Below are 16,874 nucleotides of genomic sequence, written 5' to 3'. Positions count from 1 at the left end.
CGTTGACACCAGTAAATCAGCCATCCGCACACAATCATTCAAAAACGGCACCTTGTTTCAATCCACTACCGAATCACCACAAATTCCATTAAAAAAGCCCGCATCAAACGGGCTTTTTTATTTTCAAGCGACTTAACCAGAGCGCCGAATTAATGCGTCTGCAAATCCTCACCCACCGACTGCTCACAGTCTGCCTGGGTTTTCAAAAATGGATAATCCGTATAGCCTTTGGGGCCCTGGGTGTAAAACGAATCCCGGTCCCAGCTATTGAGGGGAGCGCGTAACTGCAAACGCAATGGCAAATCCGGATTGGATAAAAAAGCCTTACCGAACGACACGGCATCGGCCATGCCTTTGGATAAAGTGGTCTGTGCGGTGGGCAAATCAAAATGCTCATTGGCAATAATGGCGCCACCAAACTGACATTTGATCATGGGCAACAAGCTGTCCGAGGCCGGACTTTCGCGCAAGAACAAAAAGGCAATATCGCGGCGATCCAGCTCACAGGCCACGTAAGAGAACAAGCGGGCCGGATCGGAATCCTTCATGCCATGCAAACCACCCCGTGGAGACAAATGCACACCCACCCGGCCGGCACCCCAAATGGCCACACACGCATCCACAATTTCCAACAGGAAACGCGCCCGATTTTCAATCGTTCCGCCGTACGCATCGGTACGCGTGTTGGACCCATCGTGCAAGAACTGGTCAATCAGATAACCATTGGCACCGTGTATCTCTACCCCATCAAAGCCCGCACTGAGTGCGTTTTGGGCCGCTACAGCAAAATCGTCCACGATGTCGGCAATTTCTTCTATGCGCAAGGCGCGAGGCACCACGAAAGGACGCGCGGGGCTTAAATGGCTGACCATGCCGTCACAGGCAATTGCACTAGGCGCTACCGGCATCTGCCCATTGAGAAACTCCGGGTCAGACACCCGCCCCACATGCCACAATTGCAGAACGATCCGCCCCCCCTTGGCATGCACGGCTTCGGTAATCGTGCGCCAGGCGTCTACCTGCGCGCTGCTCCAGATGCCCGGTGTGTGGGCATAGCCCACGCCTTGCGGCGATACCGAGGTCGCTTCGGCTACAATCAGCCCCGCACTGGCCCGCTGACAATAGTACATACGCATCAAATCGTTGGGCATACGGCCCTCCGAGGCGCGCGCGCGTGTCATGGGCGCCATGATGATGCGGTTCATGAGCTCAATATCACCCAGTTTGATTGGATCAAACAAACTAACCATTGTTTTACACTGTCCACTATTGATGTTTCCGCCAGGGCTTGAACGACACGCGCCCAAGGGAATACCCGATAAGGGTTTTTACCAGATATCTCTTTATACCATCAACGCTTAATTTGGCTTGAAATTGTTTCAAGCATCAAACGGAACAAATAAGCTATGGCACAGTTCGCCGTCATAGGGCTAGGCCGCTTTGGATCAGCCTGCGCTCTGGAACTCATGAAAATGGGACACTCCGTGCTGGGAGTGGACACCAATCCGAAACTGGTCAACAAATACGCCGACCAATTAAACCGTGCCGTCATCGCCGATGTCACTGACCGTCAGGCTCTGGAGGAGCTGGGGCTGGACAATTATGACGTCGTTCTGGTTGCCATTGGGGCGGATATTGAATCAAGCCTGGTGTGCGTGGTGCATTTGAAAAGTTTTGGCGTCCCCACCATCTGGGCCAAAGCCATTTCCCATACCCAGCATCTGATTCTGGCCAAGATTGGGGTCAACCGGATTATCCACCCCGAAGAAGAAATGGGTATACGCGTTGCCCAAATGTTGAGCTACCCCATGGTCAACGACTACATCACCCTGGGAAATGGGGATTACATTGTGGAGGTGACCGCCAGCGACAATATGAATGGCCAGACCATACGGGATATACTGCGCGAGCAATTGACCGATGTCCAAGTCTTGCTGGTCAAGCGCCGCGGCCAGACCACCATTCAGCCCGGCCCTGATTTCTCCCTGCATGCCAAGGATCTGCTCATTTTGTTTGGGCAATTGCAAGCACTTCGTACTGCCGCCCCCAAACTGGTCTGATGTATGCGCAACTGGCTGCCCAATAGCTTTACCCGCCGTCTTGAGGTCCATCCTCATGCTCGCACCTTGAGCGCCAGCCCGCCGCTGGTGCTGGCCTTGGGCTTTATGGCCTTGATTATCCTGGGCACCCTTTTGCTCAGCCTGCCACAAGCCGCTGAACACCGTCTGGGGGTTTTCCAGGCCCTGTTCATGGCCACCTCGGCGGTCACCGTCACCGGGCTGGCGGTCATTGACCCGGCCACGGACCTAACCCACTTCGGACAAATTGTCCTGGCGCTGCTGGTGCAGATTGGTGGCATGGGATTTGTGACCTTCGCCGTGATTGCGGCGATCACCATGCACAAGCGCATCAGTGTCAGCCAACAAGCGCTGGCTTTGGAAGCCTTTAATCAGACCAGCGTGTCCCGTATCCGCAGCACGGCCTTCCAGGTTTTCAAGATTGCTGCCCTGATTGAACTGATCGCAGCCGCCATCCTGTTCTTGCGCTGGTCCATCGATTTTCCCTGGACAACGGCCCTGTATCGCGCCCTGTTCCACTCGGTGACGGCTTTTAACAACGCCGGCTTCTCACTGTTTCATGACTCGCTGATCCCCATCTCCGGCGATATTATTTCAGTCATGACGCTGTCCGGTCTGATTATTCTGGGCGGAATCGGTTTTACAGTCCTTGCCGATGTCGGCCAGAAAAAACGCTGGCAAACCCTCCTGCCCTACACCAAGCTCATCCTGATCGGAACGCTGGTACTGAATCTGATCGGTTTTTTCAGCCTGTGGGCACTGGAATTCAACAACCCGCACACCCTGGGCATGTTGGGCACCGGCGACCAGGCACTGGCCGCCTGGATGCAGAACGCCGCGACCCGCACTGCCGGCTTCACCACCATGGATATTGCCAATCTGCGCGACAGCACCCAGTTAACCTTGATTGTGCTAATGCTGATTGGTGGCGGCTCACTCAGTACGGCCAGTGGCATCAAGATCGGCACCTTGATTGTGCTGCTGGCAGCCGTGCGCTCCTATATCCGTCAACGCGAAGAAGTCGTTCTGATGGAACGCAGCGTACCGCCTGAGACCGTCCAGAAAGCCCTGGCCCTGTTCCTGATCACCGGCGCCCTGTATTTCATCAGTGTTTTGCTGCTGACGCTGTTTGAAGACATGCCCATTACCAGCCTGCTCTTTGAAGCGGCCTCCGCGCTCAGCACTACCGGCATGAGCCACGGCATCACCCACAAACTATCCCTGCCCAGCCAGATCCTGATCATGATCCTGATGTTTGCGGGTCGACTCGGGCCTCTGACCCTGGTGTACACGCTGGCCACCCGCAAACGCAGCCGGGTTCGTTATCCGGAGGGAAACTTTCAGGTGGGCTAAGGCAATTGCCAAGCCACCGATATACAAGAAGTTTTAAGAAAAATGACTATTGTCATCGAATTTTGGTATGGTTAACGGATGTAAACATCGAACAACTACGGATCAGGACGCAGGCTTATGGATCACAGGAAGATGGCAACCTTAACCAAGCGCGCTGGAACCGGTCTTAGCGCGCTTTGTCGGGAACTGACCAGTCGTGGTATCAGTTACCACCCCTTGGTAGAGATGTACCAAAGTCAAATGGCCGTCATTGGTTTACTCAGTGACGAAGTCGTCGCTCTGCGCAAAGAGCTGGATGATCTGAAAAAAGTAGTGAAGAAAAACGGCCCATGAGCCGTTTATTTTTTTCCGGCCTGCCATATGGGTCGCCGTGACCGGCCCTGTAACCGATGAAGCCTCTTGTTCGCCTCGCCCCATGATTGCTCCCCGTTCCCGTTTTTGGCTGTGTGTCACTTTGGCCCTGTGGTCTGCCGTCGCTTACAGTCAAAACGACCGGATTCTATCCACCCGTACGCAGCCTGCTGCGCCCCCTCCCATCGCGCCCATCCCACCTGCGGCTTCCGTGCTGAACTACGGAGCCACCCTGCTCTCCCCTCAGTATCAGGGAGTGCGCCTGCATATCGAGCTGATCGGGTGGAACACCCAAAATGAGCCGAATGAAGGCGAGATGGGCACACCCGCCCGCCAGAATAATCTATTTATCATTTTGCATTACCGCTACACCAACACCTCAGGCCGTCCTCTGAACCCGCAGGTACACCGGCCCCGCCTCTTCCTGGCGGATGCCGCCGGTCAGAAGTTCGCCCCGAACCGACGGGCAAGCCAGGACTACCGTTACGCGCATGATCTGGACACCGTGGGGCCCGACAAGATCAATCCTGGCGTCAGCGTTTCCGATGTGGCGGTATTTGAAGTCAGCCCTGCGCTGTTTCAAGTTGATCGCTGGAGCATTGTGGTTCAAGAAGGGCAGGTGATTCGTATTCCTCTGAGCGTCATCCCCAAAAAAACCGCGGCTCCTGCCGAATAAGTGCCTGGTCGACCCCGTCGTCTGACTTAAATGAGTAAACTCTGCGCACAGGCAAACCCATCACGGAAGCAAGCGTGAAATAATACGGGGCCTGAAAAGCACAACCCACAAATCGATGAAACGCTGACTTATACCAAAGCCAGCGACAAGGAACCCAGATTGCGTCATACCCCCGTCCGGATCAGTGCAACTCTCATCGTTGCCAGCGTATTGCTCTTACTGGTGTTGAGATCACTGCCCTCCAGCCCCGAACCCGGTCCCGAACTGATACAAGTAGAAGGCGGCTCCTTCATGGCCGGCAATTTTCAGGTCCCCATGCGAACCCCTGACGGCGCACAAAGCGTGCAATGGGTAGCCCAGCCTGACCAAGGCGCCCTGGAGCCCTACCCCGTCGAAGTCAATGCATTTTCAATCATGAAGAAAGAGGCCAGCAACGCTCTGTATGACCGCTTTTTAAAACAGACCCAGCGCCCTGCCCGCTGGCAAGCGGTCAAAGGCGACGAACAACAAGCCGCCAATATGCCTTATGACGAAGCGGAGGCATTTTGTGCCTGGTTAGGTCAAAACAGTGGTCTGGATATGCGCCTGCCTACCGAGGCTGAATGGGAGTATGCTGCCCGCAGCCGCGGTCAGGCTTTTCCCTGGGCCACCGACAATGGCCAATGGCAAGAAGGGCGCAACCTGCCCGATCAGGAGCAACGAACACAGCACTACGATATTGGCTCTTTCCCGGCTAACCCACTCGGTATCCAGGATATGGCGAACGGTCTACATGAATGGGTCATCTCAGACCCCACGCGCGACCCGCCTCATGTCAGGATCGTCAAGGGCGGCGGCGACGATGCCAGCACCTCACGCCATACCATCCCCACACGCGGCATCGTCTTTCCCCTATCCGAAAGCAGCATCCAAGCCAAGCCGGAACTGGCACGTTTACGCCATTACCCGGCCGGCACCGCCTACTTCCAACACGCTACGGCTCGCTGTGTGGCCCCCTTGAAAAGCAACGGAGCTCCTGCTCCCACCCGCGTTCCCAGCAGCAATGCCCCCGCTGTGTTTGATGAGGCAACTGACAAGCCCTAGCCCTGTCTGACAGCCCTTGGGAAGCAGACCGGCCAGCAGGGGCTTACGCTCATGCGCACACATCCCGCTGACATGTACCTGCCCCCCAAGCTTGTGAAACCAAGCCCATCTTGGGGGCTACTTAGCCCGTAGGGGCTGATCAAGGATTGGCGGCGACCACCGCCTCAGCAGGCTGAGCCGGATCAACCAGCAGGTCGGCTTCCTTCATGGGCCGACCTTCCTTGTTGTTTGTGCGATCAAATGTCAGCACTTTGCCAAACACCAACTCCACCCAATCGGGGTAGTTATAGGCGGTGCCGCGATTATGGTCGATGATGGCGCCAATCCCGCCGCCAAAAATAATATTGCCAAACATGCCAGCGCCTGCTCGTGAGATCAAGGTGCCCGTGGCTTCGTCAGTTCTGTCAGCAGCCGTACAGCTCACACTCAGGTTCTTGCTGGATTTGCTCACTCTCGCATGCTTGCCAGCCTCTGATACAAACTCACCTTTGTCATTCGTTAAAGTGCAGCGCGCCGCTTCTACCTTCTCTCCTGACTCATCCACCGCATCCACACGCACCAACTGATTGGACTCGGAGGTAATGGAGGCGCAACCCGTCAACATGAACGCAGCCAGAAAGACAGTCCTCCCCATTCTTAACCCTTTACTTTTTTTACTATAAGAAACGACATTGTAACTAACAATTATTAAATAAGCAGAATAATCATATTCAGGTACGTATGCGCGAAATCTTAATAGCAGCCAAAAGCAAACGAGAAAAGAAAATCGGCGGTAAAAAAAGGGCCGGAAAAACTTTAATCCCTTATCCCTCGGCCAGAAACCTCAAGCCATCCCTGGCGGCAAACCGCTGGTACAGACCGCCACCACCTTGGCATCTTCCTGACTGGTCGATAAATAAATATGCCCAATACCGCTGTCAAAATATGCAGATTCGTGTTTATCCAGAAACAAGGTTTCACCGGTTTCAAATTGAATGGCAATAGAGCCAGACAACACGACCACAAACTCCTGCCCCGCATGACGAATATAATCGTCAAACTCACTGGCATCGCGTGAATCGATCACGGCCAAAATGGGGTTCATGTGCTTGCCGCTTAGTTCCCCAAACAACAAACCGTATTCGTAATTACGGGTCGCATAACCGGGGGTCGCAGTGGATTTGTGGCTGGAAATACCCACTGCGCTCACCGGCAAAGCCTGTGCGCTTTCCTGATCGGGCACGGCAAACAAAGAGCCGACTTCGATATTCAGGGCACGGGCCAACACCACGAATTTTTCATAACTTAAGGTGACTTGCCCCAATTCCGCTTTGGAAATGGTGGAAAGCGCCAAGCCGGTTTTTTCAGCCAACTGCTTGAGTGTCTGTTTTTGATTATGTCGGGCCTGGCGCAGGCGAGCTCCTACCTGTTCCTTGCTGAGCAGTTCATTACGTAGCATTCCTGGATTGTAAGCGGCGCAAACGGAACCAGGCAATCAGAATCCAGGCCATCAAAACAAAGCCCAGATAGCCGAAAAATGGATAAACCGTGCCCACCAGATTAATAAAACCAACCTTGGCGCCCACCAATCCCAGCACGCCGGCAATCGCGGTGCCTATATTGAATCTACGCGTATTGGGAGGCAGAATGCGAGCCGAAAAAGCGTAGAGCACTCCCACGGAGGTTGTCAGAATCATGGCGAAAATCACCACAGACATAACCGTCCCCAAGAACTTGGACTGCTCGGTCGCCAGCATCAGCATCGGTAAGGCGGCCGAGCCAATCGAGTCGATGCGACCGAACACACCGGCACTGATCAATACAATGAGCACACCCAATAACAGCCCCCCAAGCAGCCCTCCCAGCAACGCATTGCGGCGCGACGTGGCTTGCGAGCCTGCAATCATCAGAAAAGGTGCCCCCACCACCATGTTGTAGGACACGTACAGCAAGGCGGCGACCAGCCAATGCCCCGCGCCCTGGGGTTTGGTATGGGCGATGACATTGAGCTCATCCAGCGGGAGGTCACGGGTATTCCAGCTATACACCGCCAAAAAAATCACCATCAACACCAGAACGGGCGTGATGCTGCCGATAAACGCCATCACGCGGTCCACGCGCAAAAACACAATCAGCACCGTAATCAGCATGACCGCCACGCTGCCATACTCTGCCGGAACCCCCCACTGCTGCTCCATCAGCGAACCGCCACCGGCAAACATCACCACAGCGATGGCATACATAAAGAAGGTAATCATGACATCGACCACCATCCCCAGTCGTGGCCCGCAAATCAGATACAAGCCTTCCTTGAACGAATGCGAGACGGAGACCTGGCTCAGTTCCCCCACCGCCATGCCCAATATCGTGAAACACAAGCCACTGACCACCCCTCCCAACAGCCCCCAGTAGCCAAAGCTGCTGAAAAACTGCAATATTTCCTGTCCTGAAGCAAAGCCTGCGCCCACCACCACGCCAACAAAGGCCATCGCAATGCCCAGGATATTTTTTATATTTGACATGCCTTCCCCTCCGGGAGATCAAAGTGCTGCTTGTTTTTTTAGGTTCGGAAACGAGCCGGTGACACCACAGCCGGATCAATGTTCAAGGCTTTCAACGATTCAGGCAGTTCCTGCTGTTGCAACAGGCTGGCTGCCAGCAAGGACGCCCCTGCCGCCGTTTGAATTCCATAGCCACCTTGCCCCGCCAGCCAGAAAAAACCAGGACATTGCGCATCCTGACCAATCACCAACTCTCCATCTGGGGCGAAACTGCGCAGCCCAGCCCAGGTATGGCTAGGGCGACGGATACGCAATCGGGTGCGCTCTTCAATGCGATAAATTCCGGTGGCCACATCCAGTTCTTCAGCCACCACATCATGCGCCTGCACATCATCCGCATTGGCGGGCGACCCGAGCAACATGCCTGCGTCCGGTTTGAAATAGAACTCTTCGCCGATATCAATCACGGCTGGCCATTGGCGATGATCGACCCCCTCTGGCGGGGAGAACAAAAAAGCCGAGCGACGCTTGGGCTGAATGCCCAATGCCTGCACGCCACAGCGTTGGGCCAGCGTATCCGCCCAGGCACCTGCCGCGTTAACCAGCACACGGGTGCGCAGGCGGGTCGCTTCACCCTCGAGCTGGACGTCCCAGCATTCGCCATCCCACTGCGCCGATACCACCTCGGCATCCAGACGCAAGCTCACTCCTTTCGCCTGTGCGCCCTTCAAAAAACCTTGATGCAAGGCATGGACGTCCATGTCCTGGCCCTGTCCGTCATACAAGGCGCCGGCCAGCGTTTCCGGGTCCAGACAGGGCACCAAGGCCAAAGCCTGCTCAGCACTCAGGCGGCTGACATCCAGGCCCTGCTCCAGCCAGTCCTGATATTGGCTGTCCAGCAAATCCTGCTGCTCGGCCGTTCCCACGTACAGCACGCCTCGAGGCAACAGGATGGGCTGATCCGTAAAACCCTCAGGGGGATGACTGAAAAAGTCATTGCCAGCCACTGTCAAGGCACGAATCGTCTCGGTGCCGTAGGTTTCCACAAACATGGCAGCCGAACGCCCGGTGGAGTGATAGGCGGCATGAGACTCTCTTTCCAGAATCAGGACTTGGGCATCACGGGGCAAACGGTAAGCCAAAGACACGCCAGCCATGCCGGCGCCCACGATCAGGTAGTCGTACACCATAAAATTCTCATATCCGATAATCGAGGGCTAATAGTAGGCCTTTCCTGGGAAAACGGCCAAGAGGGTTTTTACTAGGCGGACACTTTAAGGGCTGACCTTACGCTGACAACCTCGCCAGAGAGCTAAAGACAACACTACCTACGTCCCAAAAATACGGGCCACCCAGAAGGCCAGATCATGAGTTAGTCTGCGTATGGTCATGCCACACTCGATACAGCCCAGGCCAGGCTATATACAGGCCCATTTAGGCGATCCGCATTCCTCCTGCAGGCAGGAAATAAGTGGGCTCAAACTCAACAGCACGCCCCACCCTATAGCCATGAGTCCAACAACCGGAAAGACAGCTCATTAATGTTTCTGAATGCAATCTTCCGGCAATACCCAGCCCTCATGATGAAAGGTCCTCCAACAACATTTCTTAATGGACTATGAATCCTGCCTTCCTGCCCCCTCTCGAACTCGTGCGGCGCCCCTTGTGGCGCACTCTGGGTATTGCCCTGTTGCCTCTGGCTCTGGCAGCCTGCGACAGTGGATCGAGCACCGGCGGCAACGCCCTCGTCGATCCTCCCGTCGTCACTCCCCCTGCCAGCGAAGAGCCAGCGCCGCCACCACGTAATACTGCCTATCTAGACCGCAAAGCAGGTGATGTGATCAAAGTTCGTATCGAAGAACTGCATCCCACTCAGGCCGCCATTGGCTACGATCAGGTTTATTACAAGCTGGGACGCTGGCAGGGCGACCTGGATCGCCCCACGTGGGCACACGATCCCCAACAACAGCTGGACTATCTGAATCGCACCATCGGCAAGAAATTTGATGACTACTGCGAGGACATGGGCGGCACGGAACGTGCCCAGAAATTCCTGTCCCTGGCCGAAGTACAAGCGGCGCGTCTGGATCAACCAACGACATATCTCTGTAAAGACCCGTTGGGCTCGCAGACCGAAAATCTTAAAACTGTGGTGGTCGGCTGGGACGGCAATCTCTACCTGACCGATGGTCACCACACATTTTCCTCTCTGCGTGAGATTCCTGATGGCGGTCCGAAATTGCCCGTCTGGGTCAAAGTCAGCGCCAACTACAGCGATTTGCATGATGCACCTGCTTTCTGGGATCGCATGAGCGAGGAGAAACAAGTTTGGCTGCGAGATGGCCAGAATCAGCCCATCACCGTGGAACAACTGCCTACGCGTCTTGGTTTGGCCAACGACCAAGAGGCAGGAGGCATGCAGGAAGACCGCTATCGTTCTCTGGTGTACTTCACGCGCGATATTGCCTACAAAAACGGGAATTTGCCCGAGTACGCGGAGTTTCTGTGGGGCGACTGGCTGCGCCGTCAGGCAGCAGCAGGCCAACTCCCCGGACTGGACGCCTACCTGATGGCCCCGCCCGCTACACCAGAGCAGATTCTGGCAGCCAGCACCCTGAACAAGGCCCTGCAAACCGGCGGCTCAGATACGAGCTATGCGGCAGCTGTGCGCGATGCCTCTCTGAAAATGTCGGCCTTGCAAGATACGGATCTGGTCTTTGAAGATCGTGACGCTGCCGCTCTGGGTCGTATCACCCTGGAAGCTGATGCGGCCAGTGGATCGGTCACCAAGACCGCTCGCGATACCTTGGAAGAGCTGCCACGCAACGACGTCAAATCCGACGGCAGCCCGCGTGGCGCCGGCAAACTCTGGTTTGCGGTGAACTACCGCCATTGCGGCAAGCCAGCATCGGGGACTTGCTGGGGTTGGTAAAGCGGGATCGTGGGAATCAAGCCAACAAAAAGCCTGCATTCGGGATTTTTTGTTGGCCCCACGCTTCTTGTCTTGAGGCATGAGCGCCCTTTACGTTAATAAGGACGCCATCCCGCTCATGAGCCATGACGCTGCTCGCGAGAATGGGTGGCGTCGATCGATTTCGCCCCCGATAAACCCCAATTCCCGGGCGAAGCCAAATAAAATGTGCTGCCCCTGGCGTAGCACTACCAGGAGTCTTGAACGCCCTAGCATGCCAAACTTAAAACATGCCGGCATCCAGACTGTCAACGCACACAAGGCAGCAGCGTGAAACCAAGACGTTCAAATTCAATACAAGAGCGCTTTGCGCGGGAGAGGGCACAATGAGAAAAATAGTATGGGCTGCTTGTCTGTTAGTTGGCACGACAACCGCAAACGCCCAGGGGATCGGACACGGTTTGGGGGCCCACCACCCATGCAAGAGCATGGCCGAGGCACTGGACATGAGGGCACACGACGCAATGTGGAAAGATCCTTCGGATGGCGAGCTTTTTGCCACGATGAGTCTGGCTTATATGTCCTGGGTGCAAGGCTTTATATCCGCAACCAATCTTCACAGACCGCAAAACGGACAAATCCGCCTGACTCCAGCGCAGATTGCACAACGGATGCGTAACTACTGCACTGAGCATCCCAACGAACCCATTTATATGGGCGCAAAGAACATTGTAGAAACGCAGCCCCCTGGCTATAACTGATTACTGCAATAGAAAAAGGCCTACAGCAAAAATGCTGTAGGCCTTTTCAAATTTGGTCGGAACGGAAGGATTTGAACCTTCGACCCCTTGCACCCCATGCAAGCAGACAAAACCTAAGCCATTGATTTTAAACAGATCAAAGAACGCAAAAATGAAGTTAAGTGCCCATAAGCGACTACTAACTACCGTTCGTTTCCCACAAAACTCCCACAGCTAAAAGGAGGCCCGCCATAGAGCGGGCTTTTTTTTCGACAACACATGGCAGTAGGCAAGGCTAGGCAGATTACAGTGACCCTAAGCAGGCGAACGACTACTTTAACCGCTTGAAATGTTCTTCCAGCCGCTGAATTCGAGTTTTGATTTCTGCTTTATCAAATGCACTTTTGATAGCCTGGCTATTCAACAGCCTCTGTTGCTCGCTGGCAGGTAAATCATCCCATAAGCTCAATAACGACGCCCCCAAAAAACCAAGTATCAACTGATCATCTTCATCTAGCTGATCCACGGCTCGTGACACTGCCAGGGCTTTCAATTGAGATCCGCCATCATCATCCCATTGCCCACCAACTAATGAGACCTCTGTGTTCATAACGCCCTCTCTAACCGACAGTTAAATGAGAGTTCAGTATAGCCCTCCCCAGCCTTTCAAGTGGATTTAAAGCAAAGCGTACAGACTCAATTTCCCTTAAAATACAATGAATTACAAATTAGCATGGTGGGTATTTCCAGGATCGGCCTAGTATGAACTTAGACCTTCTCGCTGACACCTTGAAGGCGCTACTGGCCCTGTTGCTCAGACCCTCTGAGAAATATCCCGCCAGTCATGGCAGGAGTGCCTATGACACACTATCTCCGGTCCATTGGAAGAAAAGTTAACTTACTTCGCTTCCCCCTTCTCTCGGCCACCGACCCCGCCGAACCCACTATCCCGGACCCCCGCGACAAACGCCCCGTCGAAATCGAACGGATCCACGAAGACGATCAGACGCTACCTGTAAACGATGAGCCCATCGGCGACGAGAAGCCTCGCCACCCTCCTCCAGCGCAAAACGATCAATCCATTTTTAACTAACTATCTGTGTATCACAGCGCAAAGCAGTGCACTCAACACGCCTGGTTTGCTGCGATGATTCACCTATTGGAGTCTCTCATGACACAAACACCAAGCTCACCTAACAAGCCCCAAAACCCAGCCCAAAAACCGTCACCTTCTCCTGATCGAAAAGCCGCCATGCATCCAGACGACAAGAAAGATGACAAGTCACCGCAGAACCAGCCGAAAGGCAAATAAGTAGCTCTTGCAGACTCGCCCCAACGAGTCTGTAACGCAGTCCCCCGGTGTTCAAGCGACCGGCCTTTTACCTCAACAGATCTTCCCCTGACGACTCCAACAACAAGAAAACATCTCACTACTCTGGCTAACGCCTGGAGCTCCCCCTTCAGGAGAACACAGTGCACTATCAAAGCTCAAACAATCTATGCACTCTGTGCCAGCTGTTACCCTTGTCCTCGTCACTCAATATCAAACACGAATTTATGGCTGTTGCTGGCCCTTGCTTGCAAGGCCCTGGTGAAGCTAAAAAGTCTTTATACCAATGCTCCAACTGCAAAACATTGTGGTTATATGAGCGTGACCGTTGGGGCGCTTGCCTGGGATTCAAGCTATGGCCGGGTAGGTCGCACGATTTTCAACGATAGTCCTGCGCACAACAACTTACGCAAAAAAAGCCTGCAATAGTGTGATTGCAGGCTCTTTCTATGGCTGGATAGGATGGGAATCCAAGTCTCGAGGTTTATCTGCCCCGTACAGCCCCTCTTCCTGAGGGTTTGTGGTCATGGGCAGCACTGGCGCGCTTGATCCCCACATTAGGAGCCTGAGCTGGCCAAGCTTCTTGCAACGGCGTGAGCTCAGACTTGCGTGTACTTGGCTTCTTGGGCGGTTTGCCTCTCTTGTCCATTACGACCTCCATTGGTCAATGGCAGCCCCAACGAATGTTGGGACATAAGTACAGGATAGGCCATAAACCGATAAATAGCTTGCTTATCTTCATCCGGTAGCCAATACACAAAAAAAACCCATAAAACCGGAATAAAGCCCTTCAAGAATGAAAAAAGGCCTAAAGAAAAAAGCTGCAAGCCTTTGAAAACTTGGCCGAAACGAAAGGATTGGGGCTTTTGAACCCTCGCCCCCCCCTGCAAGACGGATACAGTCAACCATACGCAAATCAAAAACCAGCTTCGACCCAACTGCTACCACTGCTCTACGTTAGCTTATGGCGTGTGACAGTATCACGCAAAAGCCACGAACCTTTCCCCCAAAAAAATACTAGGTATGCCTTCGATCGGGCTTTTTTACGCATAGAGCTGTGGGGCTTGTGAGAGCTCATCCACTCTAAGACTGTGTATTTATTTCAAAAAATATAAATAATCGCTGCTTAACTATTAAGGTAAGCCAACACTGACTGGATTTTAGTCCAACAACGCTTGTCACACTGCAATAAACAAGAGCGTGCAAGCTGAAAATACCCTTAAAATACAATGAATTACAAATGATTTTACATGTCTTCCACTGAACGGGACTAGGATGAATACAGTCCTTCGCGGTTTGCCCCTAAGTGACTACTGGCATTGCGCCTCGGCCCCTCTGAGCAACGTCTCTGCCGGTCAAGCAAGGAATGACGTATGCCCTATAAATTCTCATCTTTAGAAATGCTCGCAGAATGGTTTCGACTTCCCTCGAAACTCAGGCTCGCTTCCAGAAAAAAAACAGGGGAAACGCCAGAAATAAAACCTCGCGATATTACCCAGGATGAAGCAACGGCATTTGAAAATAAACAACAGGAAGGCCCTAAACGCCCATCCTCCTCAGGCAAGCCACGGCTATTGAAAAAAAGTGACCTGCCGCACTCTGAATAGATGGGCTTACTTACTCAGTGTTTGCCTCTAACAAGCCTGGCTTTCAGTAACCTGAGGCTTCAACGCACTCATCCTCCTGAATTCCGAGAAGTACCCCTGCAAAGCAATCGACAAACAAGCCCAGTCAGCCCTCTCAAACCCCATCCCCTACATCGCCGCAGAACGATACATCTGAGACAGGCACCAGCAAAGGCGAGTGCCATCCGAAACCGTCTCATCCTGCCAAGGATAAGCCTACGAAAAAGTAAAGAGCATCACTTTTAACCGTCAATCAGCCCAGCTTGGGAGGACCGTTTTTGGAGTGTCATTTAAGGCACGAGGCAACCCAACACGAGCATTGATATTTTAAAAATTACATGCGTGCTGTTCCAAATTCATTTATTGGAGAAAGCCATGGGAGCGCCCTATAAAGATACTCTCTGTGCCCAGTGTCAAACCCTAATCATTTCTCTTCAGCCTTGTGCACCACACAAACTTATGCAGCCCATTACTCAACTCGACGACGTGGGCAGGCATGGCTATGAAATGCTTTTTCGATGCAAGGCATGTGATACGCTCTGGCTATACCAAGAAGACAAGTGGCAAACACATCTAGGCTTCAAACTTTGGCCAGGCAGTTTGGCTGATTATATTTTCGACCGGCCCCACGATAACAACCAACTACCTCCTAGGATGTGGGGTGCAATCATTAAAGGGCCCAAAGAAGATGAGCCACTGCACTGAAGCGGCTCAAAGTCTCTATCCAATGCGCAAAAGAGAGCCGGCCGTGACGGAGTACGCAACCGCGATCCAAGCATATATACCGGATGACGCCTCTACTTCTGGCACAATCGCCCCCAGGTCTCAGCCTCCGTTTCCACGTAACGCAACACTCTGATTGGCGTCGCATCTATCTCAGCGTCTGAACGCCATTGAAACGGGCGCTGAGCGGCAGCGCAGTAGCTACCGCCCCCGGGTGTCCCGCATCCGCTTACGAGCGCGATCACGCACAGCATCATCGTCCAGGCGCTCAATCGTTTCAGCTGCATCACGTCCTACCCCCACGGCGGCCATGTCCGCCTTTTCCTGTTTCTGTTCTGCCTGTGCCCTGCCCTGGCGCCGCCCGACCTGCAACAGCGCCAGTCCAGCAAGGACCACGCCGCCCAGCAGACCAAGCCAGCCTGCCACCTTTCCCCATAGCGTCTTAAACAATGGCCGCTCCTATCTTGATTGCCTCAGCCCCTGACGCGCCCAAGAAACGAGCGCGGTCTGCAGCACGACGGCGACGCAGGCCCAGCAGCACCTTGCCGCCTGATTTGTTCCAGCGCGGGAATTGCTCAGCAGCACCGGCCTGGTCGCCGGCATTGAACAAGCGGACCAGCGTGGAACCTTGAAATGCTTCCACGCCGATGTTGTATGCAAGGTCCACCATGGCATCGAGCTGGGCCTGGGTCGCCGGACGAGTCAGCGCGTTCAGAACACCAGGCACGAACTCATGGGCCAGCCGGCGTTGCAGACGTTGGTCGGCCTCAGCCTGAGTGATGCACAGGCCCTGAACGACGTCCGGCCCGGTGTCGCCCCAGCCGATGGTCCAGACCTTGCCGTCGGCATCCCAGTAAGCTTCCAGCCGGCAGCTCTCGAAATACCGCAGGATGGCCAGGCCGTCGGCGGACATGTCCGTCGGTGAAGCCTTCTGTGGCTCTGGTGTGGCCTGCTCTGCTTTCTGTGGCCGAAAAAAAAGGGCCAATAGGCCCGTGATCAAATTCAACAACGACTTCATTCTGTTTTCCCTCCAATCGCGCCTTCGCGCAGTTCTGTCATAACTTCGAGCAGATCGGCCTTACGCCGCTTGTCGAAAAAGTTGAATGCCCAGCGCACAACAGCCCAGCCCGGCAGCCCACATGCGAACGCTAATCCAAGCATGGCCACCAGACCTACCGGGTTGTTCGCCCAGTGGTGCAGCTCGTAGTGCTGGATCACCGCGGCACCGCCTGAGATCGAGGCCACCACCGTGCTGATCACCCCCACAATCCATTCGGACTGCGTGCGCGGCCGCAGAATACACATCACCACCAGCGTGGCCAAGCCCGCCCCGATGGCCCCCATTCCTGCTATTCCTCCCATCGCCTTCCAAACGGCCAAGCCAGCGGCCGATGTTCCCGTGCTTGTCGGTTCCAAGTCCTTCCCCTTGTGTAATACGGTCGGCATGGCTGTCTCCCGTGAAGCGCTGCAAAAGCAGCAGACGTAAAAAAAACCGCTTAGGCGGCTTACAAAAACCACTGCTAA

General features: G+C 54.3%; 18 protein-coding genes. 9 read left to right on the top strand and 9 right to left on the bottom strand.

Translation table 11 applies throughout. The annotated features are described in order from the left end of the window. Window positions 1–149 precede the first annotated feature (149 nt). Window positions 150–1,250 (bottom strand): alkene reductase, encoded by a 1,101-nt coding sequence (locus VF694_RS00090; protein WP_301607435.1) that lies wholly within the window; start codon window positions 1,248–1,250, stop codon window positions 150–152. A 222-nt stretch (window positions 1,251–1,472) separates the two neighbouring features. Between VF694_RS00090 and VF694_RS00085 the strand changes: the two genes are divergently transcribed. From VF694_RS00085 to VF694_RS00065, 5 genes are all read left to right on the top strand, one after another. Beyond that, window positions 1,473–2,060, top strand: coding sequence for a potassium channel family protein (locus VF694_RS00085; RefSeq protein ID WP_230406304.1), 588 nt, complete (start codon window positions 1,473–1,475; stop codon window positions 2,058–2,060). Between the two features lie 3 nt (window positions 2,061–2,063). Beyond that, a complete protein-coding gene (locus VF694_RS00080) occupies window positions 2,064–3,431 on the top strand; it encodes a TrkH family potassium uptake protein (protein WP_003800147.1) in 1,368 nt (455 codons plus the stop codon). Between the two features lie 132 nt (window positions 3,432–3,563). Further along, complete coding sequence (locus VF694_RS00075; protein ID WP_230406303.1) at window positions 3,564–3,764, top strand: hypothetical protein; 201 nt, start codon at window positions 3,564–3,566, stop codon at window positions 3,762–3,764. A gap of 37 nt (window positions 3,765–3,801) precedes the next feature. After that, window positions 3,802–4,458, top strand: a complete 657-nt coding sequence (locus VF694_RS00070) for a hypothetical protein (RefSeq protein WP_440163497.1) — start codon at window positions 3,802–3,804, stop codon at window positions 4,456–4,458. A gap of 159 nt (window positions 4,459–4,617) precedes the next feature. Then, window positions 4,618–5,541 carry a formylglycine-generating enzyme family protein gene (locus VF694_RS00065; protein WP_003800154.1) on the top strand — a complete coding sequence of 308 codons (924 nt, stop codon included), beginning with the start codon at window positions 4,618–4,620 and terminating at the stop codon, window positions 5,539–5,541. A gap of 139 nt (window positions 5,542–5,680) precedes the next feature. Here the strand turns inward: VF694_RS00065 and VF694_RS00060 are convergent, their stop codons facing one another. The 4 genes from VF694_RS00060 to VF694_RS00045 all read right to left on the bottom strand — a co-directional run bounded on the left by VF694_RS00060 (window position 5,681) and on the right by VF694_RS00045 (window position 9,211). Beyond that, entirely contained in the window at window positions 5,681–6,175 is a 495-nt protein-coding gene (locus tag VF694_RS00060) for a hypothetical protein (protein WP_039943009.1), read from the bottom strand. A 189-nt stretch (window positions 6,176–6,364) separates the two neighbouring features. Next, complete coding sequence (locus VF694_RS00055; RefSeq protein ID WP_003800158.1) at window positions 6,365–6,979, bottom strand: helix-turn-helix domain-containing protein; 615 nt, start codon at window positions 6,977–6,979, stop codon at window positions 6,365–6,367. After that, the gene (locus VF694_RS00050) at window positions 6,969–8,042 is read right to left on the bottom strand and encodes a YkvI family membrane protein (RefSeq protein WP_003800160.1); all 1,074 of its coding nucleotides are present in this window, start codon (window positions 8,040–8,042) and stop codon (window positions 6,969–6,971) included. Before VF694_RS00050 ends, VF694_RS00055 begins: the two co-directional genes overlap by 11 nt. Window positions 8,043–8,080: 38 nt before the next feature. Continuing rightward, window positions 8,081–9,211, bottom strand: a complete 1,131-nt coding sequence (locus VF694_RS00045; RefSeq protein WP_059317662.1) for an NAD(P)/FAD-dependent oxidoreductase — start codon at window positions 9,209–9,211, stop codon at window positions 8,081–8,083. A gap of 428 nt (window positions 9,212–9,639) precedes the next feature. Here VF694_RS00045 and VF694_RS00040 point away from each other — a divergent pair, with 428 nt between their 5' ends. After that, window positions 9,640–10,953, top strand: coding sequence for a ParB/Srx family N-terminal domain-containing protein (locus VF694_RS00040; RefSeq protein WP_003800163.1), 1,314 nt, complete (start codon window positions 9,640–9,642; stop codon window positions 10,951–10,953). 467 nt (window positions 10,954–11,420) lie between these two features. After that, complete coding sequence (locus VF694_RS00035) at window positions 11,421–11,693, top strand: hypothetical protein (protein WP_153008880.1); 273 nt, start codon at window positions 11,421–11,423, stop codon at window positions 11,691–11,693. Between the two features lie 310 nt (window positions 11,694–12,003). On the opposite strand, the gene VF694_RS00030 is transcribed toward VF694_RS00035, so the two are convergent. Further along, on the bottom strand, window positions 12,004–12,282 hold the full coding sequence (locus VF694_RS00030) for a hypothetical protein (RefSeq protein WP_440163496.1): 279 nt from the start codon (window positions 12,280–12,282) through the stop codon (window positions 12,004–12,006). A 249-nt stretch (window positions 12,283–12,531) separates the two neighbouring features. On the opposite strand from VF694_RS00030, the gene VF694_RS00025 reads away from it, so the two are divergent. Together VF694_RS00025 and VF694_RS00020 are read left to right on the top strand one after the other, a co-directional pair. Continuing rightward, window positions 12,532–12,765 carry a hypothetical protein gene (locus tag VF694_RS00025; protein ID WP_003800168.1) on the top strand — a complete coding sequence of 78 codons (234 nt, stop codon included), beginning with the start codon at window positions 12,532–12,534 and terminating at the stop codon, window positions 12,763–12,765. 1,610 nt (window positions 12,766–14,375) lie between these two features. Then, window positions 14,376–14,609 carry a hypothetical protein gene (locus VF694_RS00020; RefSeq protein WP_131071747.1) on the top strand — a complete coding sequence of 78 codons (234 nt, stop codon included), beginning with the start codon at window positions 14,376–14,378 and terminating at the stop codon, window positions 14,607–14,609. Between the two features lie 942 nt (window positions 14,610–15,551). On the opposite strand, the gene VF694_RS00015 is transcribed toward VF694_RS00020, so the two are convergent. The 3 genes from VF694_RS00015 to VF694_RS00005 form a co-directional block, all read right to left on the bottom strand. Beyond that, on the bottom strand, window positions 15,552–15,800 hold the full coding sequence (locus VF694_RS00015; RefSeq protein ID WP_301607418.1) for a hypothetical protein: 249 nt from the start codon (window positions 15,798–15,800) through the stop codon (window positions 15,552–15,554). Continuing rightward, on the bottom strand, window positions 15,793–16,263 hold the full coding sequence (locus VF694_RS00010; protein ID WP_440163495.1) for a lysozyme: 471 nt from the start codon (window positions 16,261–16,263) through the stop codon (window positions 15,793–15,795). Before VF694_RS00010 ends, VF694_RS00015 begins: the two co-directional genes overlap by 8 nt. 101 nt (window positions 16,264–16,364) lie before the next feature. After that, window positions 16,365–16,874 (bottom strand): hypothetical protein (locus tag VF694_RS00005; protein WP_440163494.1); only part of this gene is annotated, 510 nt, incomplete at its 5' end.

The organism is Alcaligenes sp. Lyrl_28, assembly GCF_051948705.1.
GTDB lineage: Bacteria > Pseudomonadota > Gammaproteobacteria > Burkholderiales > Burkholderiaceae_B > Alcaligenes > Alcaligenes ammonioxydans.
This window is presented reverse-complemented; position numbering and strand designations above follow the sequence as displayed.